The organism is Streptomyces sp. NPDC018263, assembly GCF_055562575.1.
This window is the reverse complement of record NZ_JBVHFA010000008.1, coordinates 254,991-266,846: the sequence shown is the minus strand read 5'-3', so window position 1 is coordinate 266,846 and position 11,856 is coordinate 254,991. Positions and strand designations below refer to the sequence as shown.

Sequence of the window (11,856 nt, the reverse complement as noted above, 5' to 3'; positions counted from 1 at the left end):
CGCACCCTCTTGGCTGGGCGCATGATGCGAAACGCGCTCCGCGCCTGTTCCCGCCCGGAGCCCTGGAAACGCGGCCCGGTGATCGCCGCGTCGGCGCTGCTGCTGGGCCTGCTCCTGCTGCTGCACGCGACGCTCCCGGACTGGGCGGGCCTGGGAAGCCTGGTGGAGAACGTCCTGCCGTGGCTCGGCCTGTTCATCCCGCTCCTGCTGGCGGCCGCCCTGTGGCGCCGCTCCCTCTCCGCGGTGACCGCGCTGGTGCTCCCGGCCGTGGCCTGGACGACCCTCTTCGGCGGCCTCCTCCACGACAAGTCCCGCCCGGGCGGCGACCTCACCGTGGCCACCCACAACGTGGGCGCCGCCAACCCCGACCCGACGGCCACCGCCCACACCCTCGCGTCCTCGGGCGCCGACCTCCTGGCCCTGGAGGAACTGACCCCGCAGGCGACCCCGCTGTACGAGAAGGCCCTGGCGCCGGCGTACCCCCACCACGTGATCCGAGGCACGGTCGGCCTCTGGAGCAAGCTCCCCCTCTCGGCCACCCACCCGATCGACATCATGAACTACGGCCCGCTGGCGGCCACCAAATCAGCCGCCGCCAAGCTCCCCGAGAACCGAGCCCTCCGCACCACGGTGACCACCCCCGACGGTCCCCTGGCGGTCTACGTGGCCCACCTCGGCTCCGTCCGCCTCATGCCCCGCAAGGGCTTCTGGACCGCGAGCCGCGACATAGGCGCCGCCGCCCTCACCAAGGCCGTCACCACCGACCCCAGCCCCCGAGTCCTCCTCCTGGCCGACCTGAACGGCACCTGGGACGACCGGGCCTTCACAATCCTCCGCACCCACCTCCACTCCACCCAGCAGACCTCCGGCACCGGCTTCGGCTTCACCTGGCCGTCCGCCTTCCCCATGGCCCGCATCGACCAGATCCTCTACCGCGGCCTGACCCCCAACCACTCCTGGACCCTCCCCAGAACGGGCAGCGACCATCTGCCGGTGGCGGCGACGCTGACCTGGTGAAACAGAACCGCCCCCGCCTCCAGAAAGGAGACGGGGGCAGAGCCTGGCTTCAAGCAGCGGCGATCACACGTCGTAGTACAGCTCGAACTCGTGCGGGTGAGGACGGAGCTGCAGGGGCGCGATCTCGTTCGTGCGCTTGTAGTCGATCCACGTCTCGATGAGGTCCGGGGTGAAGACGTCGCCCTGGAGGAGGAAGTCGTGGTCGGCTTCGAGGCGGTCGAGGACGGCCGGGAGGGAGGTGGGGACCTGGGCGACGCCCGCGTGCTCCTCGGGGGCCAGCTCGTAGAGGTCCTTGTCGATCGGCTCGGCCGGCTCGATCTTGTTCTTGATGCCGTCCAGGCCCGCCAGGAGCAGCGCGGAGAAGGCGAGGTACGGGTTGCCCGAGGAGTCCGGCGCGCGGAACTCGACGCGCTTGGCCTTCGGGTTGGAGCCCGTGATCGGGATACGCATCGCCGCGGAGCGGTTGCGCTGCGAGTACACCAGGTTGATCGGCGCCTCGAAGCCCGGCACCAGACGGTGGTACGAGTTCACCGTCGGGTTGGTGAAGGCCAGCAGCGACGGGGCGTGCTTGAGGATGCCGCCGATGTAGTAGCGGGCCATGTCCGACAGGCCCGCGTAACCGGCCTCGTCGTAGAAGAGCGGGGCGCCGCCCGACCACAGCGACTGGTGGACGTGCATGCCCGAACCGTTGTCGCCGAAGATCGGCTTCGGCATGAAGGTCGCGGTCTTGCCGTTGCGCCAGGCCACGTTCTTCACGATGTACTTGAAGAGCTGGAGGTCGTCCGCCGCGGCGAGCAGCGTGTTGAACTTGTAGTTGATCTCGGCCTGGCCGGCCGTGCCCACCTCGTGGTGCTGGCGCTCGACCTTGAGGCCGGCCTTGTCCAGCTCCAGGGAGATCTCGGCACGCAGGTCGGCGAAGTGGTCGACCGGCGGGACCGGGAAGTAGCCGCCCTTGTAGCGGACCTTGTAACCCCGGTTGTCCTCGAGCGCGCCGGTGTTCCAGGCACCCGCCTCGGAGTCGATGTGGTAGAACGCCTCGTTCTCGGCGGTCTTGAAGCGCACGCTGTCGAACACGTAGAACTCGGCCTCGGGGCCGAAGAACGCGGTGTCGGCGATGCCGGTGGACGCCAGGTACGCCTCCGCCTTCTTCGCCACGTTGCGCGGGTCACGGGAGTACTGCTCGCCAGTGATCGGGTCGTGGATGAAGAAGTTGATGTTCAGCGTCTTGTCACGGCGGAAGGGGTCCACACGGGACGTCGACAGGTCGGCGCGGAGCGCCATGTCGGACTCGTGGATGGCCTGGAAACCGCGGATCGACGAGCCGTCGAACGCCAGCTCCTCGTCCGGGTCGAACGCCTCGACGGGCACGGTGAAGTGCTGCATGACGCCCGGCAGGTCGCAGAACCTGACGTCGACGAACTTGACGTCCTCGTCCGCGATGAACTTCTTGGCCTCGTCGGCGTTCTGGAACATCCAGCTCCTCCTACTCCCGACCGTTCCCGCCGGGGTGGTAGATCGTTCGTGCGGCCAGTGCGGTGGCACACGCTGGTCTCGACCCTAGGGATGGGTGATTTCTCGGGCGTGACTCGTTTGTTTCGCAGAAGTTAACCAGCCACCCCTACACCGTAGCCCCGACACACCCCTGCGCGTACTGCCCGAAAGCGGGCGCAGTACCGTGGTCGGGTGGACAACAGGGAAGTGATGGGGTCGTGGCTCTCCGGGCCGCGGGCGGCCATGGAAGAAGCGGGCGCCGACTTCGGGTACCGGGGCGAGCAGCTCGGGCTGCCGGAGAGCGGGCCGAACTCGATCGCCCGTCCGGGTCGCCGGCTGGGCGCGCTCGCCGTGGACTGGGGGCTGTGCGTGCTGATCGCATACGGCCTGATCACCCACGGCAACTCCCCGGCCACCAGCAACTGGGCGCTGCTCGTCTTCTTCGTGATGAGCGCGCTCACCGTGGGCACCCTCGGCTCCACGCCGGGCAAGCGGCTGCTCGGGCTGCGCGTCGTCGCCCTGGAGACCGGCACCGTCAACCCGCTGCGCGCCCTGCTGCGCACCTTCCTGCTCTGCCTGGCCGTCCCCGCCCTGGTCTGGGACCGCGACGGCCGCGGCCTGCACGACCGCCTCGCCAAGACCGTCGAGGTCAGGATCTAGCACGCGGCAAGAAGACAAGAACAGGAAGGGGCGCCCGGAGAGATCTCCGGGCGCCCCTTCTCATGTCGTAGGAGGAACTAGCGGCCCCTGCCGCCGCCCTTGGGCATCCGCATGCCCTTCGGCATCGGACCCTTGGGAAGCGGCATGTTGCTCATCAGGTCGCCCAGCGCCCGCAGCCGGTCGTTGGTGGCGGTCACCTGGGGGCCGGTCAGCACCCGCGGGTACTTCAGCATGGTCGTCCGCAGCTTCTTCAGCGGGACCTGGCCCTCACCGTCACCGACGATCACGTCGTGCACCGGCACGTCCGCGACGATGCGGTTCATCTTCTTCTTCTCGGCCGCCAGCAGGCTCTTCACCCGGTTCGGGTTGCCCTCGGCCACCAGCACGATGCCGGCCTTGCCGACCGCCCGGTGCACCACGTCTTGGCTGCGGTTCATCGCCACCGCGGGGGTGGTCGCCCAGCCCCGGCCGATGTTGTCCAGTACCGCGGCCGCCGCACCCGGCTGGCCCTCCATCTGCCCGAACGCGGCCCGCTCGGCCCGGCGCCCGAACACGATCGCCGTCGCCAGCAGACCGAGCAGCAGGCCCAGGATGCCGCCGTAGACGGGGTGCCCGATCAGGAAGCCGATCACGAGGAGGACGGCGAAAATGCCGAGCCCGACAGCCGCGAGTACAAGACCGATCGTCTTGTCGGCCTTGCGGGTCATCTTGTACGTGAGGGCGATCTGCTTCAGTCGCCCTGCGCTCGCGGCGTCCGCCGCGGTTTCCTTCCTCGCCATGCCCACGAGTCTACGTGGCCGCCGGAACACTCTCGACGGCGGTGCCCGGCGTAAGGCGGGGGTTACGGACGGGTGGCGGCGCGGTCGAGGATCTGCTGCGCCTCGACCCGGTCCTTGGCGCGGCGGCGGTCCTCCAGGACGGAGGTCCAGGCGTTGCGGCGGGCGGTGCGCTGACCGCCCTGAAGCAGCAGCGTCTCGACCGCGCGCAGGGCGACGGTGAAGGACGGGATGGCGGTGGCGCGGACGGGTGCGGCCTGCATGATCGAGGTCCCCCCTCGGTGCGGGTGGTGTACGGGGCGTGATTCCAGGGTCACTGATTGGTGTTACCAGCGCGTGACCGACCGGTCAAACGGTGGTGAAGCCTCGCCGCCGGTTCCGTACACGCCGACGCGGCCCCGCCATGCGCCCTCATCAGCGAGGACGGACGGGACCGCGTCGACTCGGCCATTACTGGCCAGTAGGAACTTGTGCGTGATTTCACACGACTCGCTCACACCGCCTGGGCGGCGATGTACGTACCACGCTTCTCGATCGCCATCCGGTAAAGGCGCCCGGCGCGGTAGGAGGAACGGACCAGCGGGCCCGACATCACACCGGAGAAGCCGATCCGCTCGGCCTCCTCCTTCAGCTCCACGAACTCCTGCGGCTTCACCCAGCGCTCGACGGGGTGGTGGCGCACGGAGGGGCGCAGGTACTGGGTGATGGTGACCAGCTCGCAGCCGGCGTCGTGGAGCTGCTGGAGCGCCTCCACGACCTCCTCGCGGGTCTCGCCCATGCCGAGGATCAGGTTCGACTTGGTGACCAGGCCGAAGTCACGGGCCTCGGTGATGACCTTCAGCGAGCGCTCGTAGCGGAAGCCGGGGCGGATGCGCTTGAAGATGCGCGGGACCGTCTCGACGTTGTGCGCGAAGACCTCGGGGCGGGACTCGAAGACCTCGGCGAGCTGCTCGGGCACCGCGTTGAAGTCGGGGGCCAGCAGCTCGACCTTGGTGCGGCCGGCCTCGCGGCCCGCGGTCTGGGCGTGGATCTGGCGCACGGTCTCGGCGTACAGCCAGGCGCCGCCGTCGGCCAGGTCGTCGCGGGCGACACCGGTGATCGTGGCGTAGTTGAGGTCCATGGTGACCACGGACTCGCCCACGCGGCGCGGCTCGTCCCGGTCGAGGGCCTCGGGCTTGCCGGTATCGATCTGGCAGAAGTCACAGCGCCGGGTGCACTGGTCGCCGCCGATGAGGAAGGTCGCCTCGCGGTCCTCCCAGCACTCGTAGATGTTCGGGCAGCCGGCCTCCTGGCACACGGTGTGCAGGCCCTCGCTCTTCACGAGGTTCTGCATCTTGGTGTACTCGGGTCCCATTTTCGCCCGCGTCTTGATCCACTCGGGCTTGCGCTCGATGGGGGTCTGGCTGTTACGGACCTCCAGGCGCAGCATCTTGCGTCCGTCGGGTGCGACTGCGGACACGACCGGCTCCCTGCTTGTTGCGAAGTTGAGTCTTCGATTCTTCGGCGTACACCAGAGTACGCCCGTGTTCTTCGGGCCCTACCGGGGGCGAAAACCTCGCGGACGCAGGCCGCATTCCCGGATCAGACCGCGGGGGCCTTCTCGATCACCCGGGGGGCGAGGACGGCCTCGGCCATGACCTCGCGCAAGTGGCGTTCGACCACGGGCACGACCTCCTCGATCGTGATGTCCCGGCCCAGCTCGTGCGCGAGCGAGGCGACGCCGGCGTCACGGATGCCGCACGGGATGATGCGGTCGAACCAGCGGTTGTCCGGGTTCACGTTGAGGGCGAAGCCGTGCATGGTGACGCCCTTGGCCACGCGGATGCCGATCGCGGCGATCTTGCGGTCCTCGCGGCGCTGTCCCGCGTTGGAGGGCGCGTACTCCGGGCCGTTCAGCCGGGGGTCGAACTCCTCGTCGGCGATCCGGGGGTCGAAGTCCAGGGAGAGACCGCCGAGGCGCTGCTCCACCGGGTCGCCCAGCACCCAGACACCGCTGCGGCCCTCGATACGGGTGGTCTGCACGCCGTACTCCGCGCAGGCGCGGATCAGGGCCTCCTCCAGGCGGCGGACGTGGGCGATGACGTCCACGGGGCGCGGGAGCTTCTGGATCGGGTAGCCGACGAGCTGGCCCGGACCGTGCCAGGTGATCTTGCCGCCCCGGTCCACGTCGATCACGGGGGTGCCGTCCAGCGGGCGCTCGCTCGGGTCGGTGCGGCGGCCGGCGGTGTACACCGGGGGGTGTTCCAGCAGCAGCACGGTGTCGGGGACCTCGTCGGCGAACCGGGCGGCGTGCACCCGGCGCTGCTCGTCCCACGCCTCCTGGTAGTCGACGGCGTCCGCGCCGAACCCCATGTGGACGAACCGCAAGTCACTCACGGCAAGCGCCTCCCTAAGCCGGGCACCCCTCGTCGGGTCTGTCAGGCGCGTACGGCGCCCACGCCACTGTACGTCCGGACGGGTGACGTCAGCCGCGCGGGTAATCCTCACACGATCGGATGAATGCACGGGGAACTGTGCGAGGGCTTGTTCACTCTCCGCTACATTCGCGCCGTTCGTGAGGCCAAAAGGGCTGTTCACAGCCCGTCCCGGCACCTCAGTGGCCTGTCAGGCAGGAGACCGCACCGCACATGACGGACCGACCCGCGCAGCGCACCCCCAACCGCCAGCTCGCCGCGCTCATCGCAGAGGCGGGGTTCTCCAACGCGGGTCTGGCCCGTCGCGTCGATCAGCTCGGCCTGGAACACGGGCTGGACCTCAGATACGACAAGACCTCCGTCACCCGCTGGCTGCGCGGCCAGCAGCCCCGCGGGACCACGCCCGCGCTGATCGCCGAGGTCTTCACCCGCCGCCTCGGCCGCCGGCTCACCGCCCAGGACCTCGGTCTGGACGCCTGTGCGCCGGTGTACGCCGGGCTGGAGTTCGCGGGCACGCCCGAGGAGGCCGTCGACATCGTCAGCGGGCTGTGGCGCAAGGACTCGGGCAGCCATGCCGAGCTGCGGAAGATCGCGTTCACGCCCGCCGGGCTGGTCGTGCCCAGCCGGGACTGGCTGATCGGCAAGGCCGACGACCGGGTGGCGCGGGAGCCCGCCGTCCGGGTACCGGCGCAGGCCGGGCCCGTACGCGCCCCGGCGCCCCCTGTCGAGCGTCCCTCCGGGCACCGGGTGACCGGCGGGGACCTCGCCGCGCTGCGCTCGGTGGCGGAGCTGTTCCGGGCGCTGGACGACCAGTACGGCGGCGGGCACGCCCGGCAGGCCCTCGTGCGCTATCTGGAGCACGAGTGCGAGCCGATGCTGCGCGGCAGCTACTCCGAGCAGACCGGCCGCAGGCTCTTCGGCGCGGCCGCCGACCTCACCCGGCTGGCCGGCTGGACCTCGTACGACATCGCCGCGCACGGGCTCGCCCAGCGGTACTTCGTACAGGCGCTGCGGCTCGCCCAGGCGGCCGGGGACCGGGCCTACGGCTCCTATGTGCTGGTCACCATGAGCCGCCAGGCCGTGTACCTCGGGCACGGGCGGGAGGCGGTCCAGTTGGCGCGGGTCGCCCAGCAGGGGATCGGCACCGGCGCGACGCCCGTCGTGCAGGCCCTGCTGCACGCGGCGGAGGCGCGGGCGCACGCCCTCCTCGGAGAGACCAGGGCGTGCACCGGCGCACTGGTACGCGCCGAGCGCGCCCTGGAGACGGCACGGCCCGGTGACGACGTGCCGCACTGGGCGCGCTTCTTCGACGAGGCCCAGCTCGCCGACGAACTCGGCCACTGCCACCGGGACCTCCACCAGTTCCGGGCGGCCGCCCAGCACGCCGAGCGCTCCCTGCGGCTGCGCTCCGCCACGCACGCCCGCAGCAGGCTCTTCTCCCGAGTCGTCCTGGCCACCGCCCGCCTCGGCCTCGGAGACCTCGACCAGGCATGCACCCTCGCCGCCGAAGCCGCCACCCAGGCCGCCGAAATGCGTTCGGTCCGAGCCGTGGAATACATCCGCGACTTCGAACGCCGCCTGGAGCCCTACCGCGACGCCGCCCCGGCCCGTGGATACCGGGAGAGGGTGGCGGCGCTGGGGTAGCGACAGGGGGGCGCCCCTCAGGGGCTGGGCCGCCGGCGGGAGGGCTGCCTGGCACCGGGCGTCCGGTGCCAGGCGCGGAGCTGGCGGGTCCCCGGCCGGGGACCCGGTTCAGGCTGCTCGGGGCATGGTTGCCGGGGGGTCGCTCAGGTGCAGCGACGTGGTGGCGCCCAGGTCGGTCAGGATGGCTGTGGTGGCTCGGGTGGCCGCGTGGAGGGTGCCCTGGAGGGTGCCGGTGTCGCGGTGGTCGCCGCAGACGTAGAGGCCCGCCAGGAGGCGTACCGGGCGGTGGGGGTCGTACGCGGGGCGTGTGGCCGGGACGGCGTCGGGGGTGTGGTGGACGGCCAGGGTCTCCCAGCGGGTGGTGGGGGTGCCGTACAGGCGGGCCAGGTGGGTGCGGACGGCGGAGTCGATGTCCTCGGGCGGGGTGCCGAGCACGGTCGAGGAGATCAGGGTGCGGCCCGCCGGGGCGCGGCTCGGGTCGACGTTGCTGATGACCGCCGTGTGCGCGACCGGGCCGCCCCGGTCCGCGTCCAGCAGCAGCGAGGTACCCGTGGACAGCGCCGGGCCGGGATCGTCGGTGGTGTGGTGGACGACGGTCACCGGGTGGAAGTCGGGGACGCGGAGCCCCGGCAGCAGCTCGGCCGCCGCACGCGCGTCCGTGGCCAGCAGCACCGCGCGACAGCGCAGTACGCCGTGCTCGGCGGTGGTGACCGAGGTGGTGGAGACCGAGGTGACCCGGACCCCGGTACGCACCGTGCCCGGCGGCAGGGCGTGCGCCAGCAGCTCGGGCAGCACCTCCGCGCCCCCTTCCGGCACGCCCAGCCGCCCCCCGGCGAACGCCCGCAGGGCGAGGTCGGCGGCCCGGCTGGACGTGCCCAGCTCCGGGTCGCACAGCAGCGCGGCGAGCAGCGGACGCAGGAAGCCGTCGACGGTACGGGCCGGAATCCCGCGCGCCGCCAGCGCGTCGGCGGCGGCCTGCTCCGGGCGGGCCAGCAGCCGGTCCACCGGCGTGGCCGCGATCCGGGCCAGCGCGGCGTTCAGCCGGGCCTGGTCCCACGCCCCGCCGACCGGCGTCCCGGTCCGGCCGGGCAGGACGGCGACCGGCCCCCTGGGGGCGCTCGCCAGGGCGCGCGCCACATGGAGTGCGCCCCTGGCGCCCCCTACGGGTGCCGGCGCGCCCGCGCGGTGCCTGCGGCCGTCCCGGTGCAGCAGCACGCCGGGCGCGAACTGCCGCAGCGCGAGCGGCTCCAGCCCCGGCACGGTGCGCAGCTCGGGGCCGGGTGTGGTCAGGGGCCGTCCGACGCGGTCGAGACGGAAACCGTCGACCCGCTCGGTCGACATGCGGCCGCCCACCGAGGGGGCGGCCTCCAGGACTGCGGTCGTCAATCCTGCGCTGGTCAGCCGATGGGCCGCCGAGAGTCCGGCGACCCCGGCCCCCACGACGACGACGTCCACCTGGTACGCGGGCTCAAGCACGAGGCCCCTCCTGTGGTTGCGCGGCCGGTGGAGAGGTCATGCCCTCAACCGGCCCGCCGGATACGCGAGTTCGGGTCGAGGTTAGGGTCATTGTCGGTCAATGCCAGTCGCGCATCGGCAGAGCACGGTCGCACGGCGGTCGCATACGGTCATGATCGCTCGGTGCCCGCCAGGATCACGCCTATGCCACCGGTCTACTCCGCCGCGCGGATCGTGTCCTCGATGCCGGGGAACGCGAACTGGAACCCGGACTCCAACAGCCGCTTCGGCACCACCCGCTGACTGCCCAGCACATCCCCCGCCATCTCGCCCAGCACCGTCTTCAGCACCGCGGCCGGCACCGGGAACGGGGTCGGCCGGTGCAGCACCCGGCCCATCGCCTCGGTGATCTCCTGGTTGGTCAGCGGATGCGGCGCGGTCAGGTTGAACGGCCCGGACAGGTCGTCCCGGTCCAGGATGTGCCGGATCGCCGCGACCTCGTCGTGCAGCGCGATGTACGACCAGTACTGCTTCCCGCTGCCCAGCCGCCCGCCGAGCCCCGCCTTGAACAGCGGGAACATCCTGGCCCACGCCCCGCCCCCGGCGGCCACCACCAGCCCGGTGCGCACGAACGCCGTCCGCACGCCCGCCTCCCGCACCGGCGCGGCCGCCTCCTCCCACTCCTCGCACACCGAGGGCAGGAAGCCGTCGCCGGGCGGGGCGTCCTCGTCCGTGATCCGGTCGCCGGTGTCGCCGTAGAAGCCGATCGCGCTGCCGTTCACGAAGACGCGCGGGGGCTCCGGCAGGGAGGCGACCGCCTCGGCGAGCGTGGTCGTGCCGAACACCCGGCTGTCGCGGATCACCCGCTTGTACTCCGGCGTCCAGCGCTTGTCGCCGATCCCGGCGCCCGCCAGGTTCACCACCGCGTCGACGCCGGCCAGCCCGGCCGCGTCCACATAACTCTCCTCGGGGTCCCAGCGCACCTCGTCGGGGCCCTGCGGCTCGCGCCGGACCAGCCGCACCACCTGGTGCCCGTCGTCGGTGAGGGACCGCACCAGGGCGCTGCCGATGAGACCGGACGCACCGGTCACCGCGATTCGGGAAGAGTCCATGATCCCAGCATGCCCCGCGGACCCGGAATCAGAGCGGCCGTCCACCCCCTCCGGTCCCTCCGGCACTCCTACGGCTCACGACGTGATCAGGTCACCCGTGTCCACCGCCACCGTCGCCGTCTCCGCGCGGGCCGCGTCCGCCGAGACCTCCGACGCCGTCAGCGCGTACCCCGTCTCGGCGCTGGAGGTGGAGCGGGCGAAGACCACGCCGAAGACCCGGCCGTCGGTGGTCAGCAGCGGGCCGCCGGAGTTGCCCGGCCGGACGGTGGAGCGGATGGAGTAGATCTCGCGGGTGACCGTGCGGTCGCTGTAGATGTTCTGGCCGGTCGCCCGCACCCGGTTCGCCACCGTCGCCGCCTGGAGGTCCAGGCTGCCGTCCTGCGGGTAGCCCGCGACCACCGCCGACTCGCCGCGCCGGGCGGAGGAGTCGAAGGGCAGCACCGGGGCGCGCAGACCCGGTACGTACAGCACGGCCACGTCCTTGTTCGGGTCGAACAGCACCACCCGCGCCTGGTACACCGCGCCGACCCCGCCGATCCGTACCGTCGGGCGGTCGATGCCGGCCACCACGTGCGCGTTGGTCATCACCCGGCGCGGGGCGTACACGAAGCCGCTGCCCTCGCGGCCCTCGGCGCCCGCCGACCCCTCGATCTTCACCGTGCTGCGCCGGGCCGCCTCCGTGGCCGCCGGGGTCACGCTGTCGCCGGACGGCTCGGCCACCTGCGCGGTCGACTCGTTCTCGAAGGGGTTGAACACCTGCGGGAAACCCGCCTCCGTCAGCGCGGAGGTCGCCCGCGAGAACCAGGCGGGGGTGGTCTCCGGCATCGTCTGCTGCACCGCGCCCAGCAGGGCGGAGTTACGGATCGCCGTCGTCACCGTCTGCGAGGGCGCCGCGCCCAGCACGCTCGCCGCGACCCACGCGACCAGGAGTACGGCGACCCCGTTGGCCGCGGCGCCCCCGATGCCGTCCGCCACCCGCAGCGGGCTGCTGCCCGCCCGGTCCATCCGGCTGCGCAGCCTGAGCGCCAGCCGGCCCGCCAGCTCGTGCCCGATCACGCCCGGCACCAGCACGGTGAGCACCGCGACCACCGTCGCGGCCGCCGAACCGCGCGTCACCAGCCCCGTCACCCACGGCAGCGCCCACACGCCGATCGCCGCACCGCCCACGAAACCGGCCAGCGAGACACAGCCGGCCACCAGGCCGCGCCGGTACCCGGAGGCCGCGTAGAGCAGGATCACCAGCACGAGCAGCACGTCGAGCAGGTCCACGAGGCCGCCTTTCTCCAG

At 71.9% G+C, this 11,856-nt stretch carries 11 protein-coding genes; 3 read left to right on the top strand and 8 right to left on the bottom strand.

Translation table 11 applies throughout. The annotated features are described in order from the left end of the window. Positions 1-24 precede the first annotated feature (24 nt). Complete coding sequence (locus tag ACZ3HQ_RS24070) at positions 25-1,017, top strand: endonuclease/exonuclease/phosphatase family protein (RefSeq protein ID WP_467514184.1); 993 nt, start codon at positions 25-27, stop codon at positions 1,015-1,017. Between the two features lie 63 nt (positions 1,018-1,080). Here the strand turns inward: ACZ3HQ_RS24070 and glnA are convergent, their stop codons facing one another. Then, a complete protein-coding gene (glnA, locus tag ACZ3HQ_RS24065) occupies positions 1,081-2,490 on the bottom strand; it encodes a type I glutamate--ammonia ligase (RefSeq protein ID WP_030807690.1) in 1,410 nt (469 codons plus the stop codon). A 210-nt stretch (positions 2,491-2,700) separates the two neighbouring features. On the opposite strand from glnA, the gene ACZ3HQ_RS24060 reads away from it, so the two are divergent. Next, positions 2,701-3,168 carry an RDD family protein gene (locus ACZ3HQ_RS24060; protein ID WP_467513922.1) on the top strand — a complete coding sequence of 156 codons (468 nt, stop codon included), beginning with the start codon at positions 2,701-2,703 and terminating at the stop codon, positions 3,166-3,168. A 77-nt stretch (positions 3,169-3,245) separates the two neighbouring features. Here ACZ3HQ_RS24060 and ACZ3HQ_RS24055 read toward each other — a convergent pair whose 3' ends face one another. From ACZ3HQ_RS24055 to lipB, 4 genes are all read right to left on the bottom strand, one after another. After that, a complete protein-coding gene (locus ACZ3HQ_RS24055; RefSeq protein WP_030807686.1) occupies positions 3,246-3,947 on the bottom strand; it encodes a DUF4191 domain-containing protein in 702 nt (233 codons plus the stop codon). Between the two features lie 62 nt (positions 3,948-4,009). After that, on the bottom strand, positions 4,010-4,207 hold the full coding sequence (locus ACZ3HQ_RS24050; RefSeq protein WP_467513921.1) for an SCO2195 family GlnR-regulated protein: 198 nt from the start codon (positions 4,205-4,207) through the stop codon (positions 4,010-4,012). A gap of 230 nt (positions 4,208-4,437) precedes the next feature. Continuing rightward, on the bottom strand, positions 4,438-5,403 hold the full coding sequence (gene lipA, locus ACZ3HQ_RS24045; RefSeq protein WP_467513919.1) for a lipoyl synthase: 966 nt from the start codon (positions 5,401-5,403) through the stop codon (positions 4,438-4,440). A 122-nt stretch (positions 5,404-5,525) separates the two neighbouring features. Beyond that, complete coding sequence (gene lipB, locus ACZ3HQ_RS24040) at positions 5,526-6,320, bottom strand: lipoyl(octanoyl) transferase LipB (protein ID WP_467513917.1); 795 nt, start codon at positions 6,318-6,320, stop codon at positions 5,526-5,528. Positions 6,321-6,571: 251 nt separating this feature from the next. Between lipB and ACZ3HQ_RS24035 the strand changes: the two genes are divergently transcribed. Then, positions 6,572-8,002, top strand: coding sequence for a regulator (locus ACZ3HQ_RS24035; protein ID WP_467513916.1), 1,431 nt, complete (start codon positions 6,572-6,574; stop codon positions 8,000-8,002). Between the two features lie 108 nt (positions 8,003-8,110). Here ACZ3HQ_RS24035 and ACZ3HQ_RS24030 read toward each other — a convergent pair whose 3' ends face one another. The 3 genes from ACZ3HQ_RS24030 to ACZ3HQ_RS24020 form a co-directional block, all read right to left on the bottom strand. After that, on the bottom strand, positions 8,111-9,478 hold the full coding sequence (locus ACZ3HQ_RS24030) for an NAD(P)/FAD-dependent oxidoreductase (RefSeq protein WP_467513914.1): 1,368 nt from the start codon (positions 9,476-9,478) through the stop codon (positions 8,111-8,113). Between the two features lie 194 nt (positions 9,479-9,672). Next, a complete protein-coding gene (locus tag ACZ3HQ_RS24025; protein WP_467513913.1) occupies positions 9,673-10,569 on the bottom strand; it encodes a TIGR01777 family oxidoreductase in 897 nt (298 codons plus the stop codon). A gap of 75 nt (positions 10,570-10,644) precedes the next feature. Next, positions 10,645-11,838: a MarP family serine protease gene (locus tag ACZ3HQ_RS24020; RefSeq protein WP_467513912.1), complete on the bottom strand. Its 1,194-nt coding sequence runs from the start codon at positions 11,836-11,838 to the stop codon at positions 10,645-10,647. Between the last annotated feature and the right edge of the window lie 18 nt (positions 11,839-11,856).

Excerpts from the sequence above, each read along its gene's own strand:
- ACZ3HQ_RS24070 (WP_467514184.1), top strand. The coding sequence starts at position 25 with ATGCGAAACGCGCTCCGCGCCTGTTCCCGCCCGGAGCCCTGGAAACGC.
- glnA (WP_030807690.1), bottom strand. The coding sequence starts at position 2,490 with ATGTTCCAGAACGCCGACGAGGCCAAGAAGTTCATCGCGGACGAGGAC.
- ACZ3HQ_RS24055 (WP_030807686.1), bottom strand. The coding sequence starts at position 3,947 with ATGGCGAGGAAGGAAACCGCGGCGGACGCCGCGAGCGCAGGGCGACTG.
- ACZ3HQ_RS24050 (WP_467513921.1), bottom strand. The coding sequence starts at position 4,207 with ATGCAGGCCGCACCCGTCCGCGCCACCGCCATCCCGTCCTTCACCGTC.
- ACZ3HQ_RS24035 (WP_467513916.1), top strand. The coding sequence starts at position 6,572 with ATGACGGACCGACCCGCGCAGCGCACCCCCAACCGCCAGCTCGCCGCG.
- ACZ3HQ_RS24025 (WP_467513913.1), bottom strand. The coding sequence starts at position 10,569 with ATGGACTCTTCCCGAATCGCGGTGACCGGTGCGTCCGGTCTCATCGGC.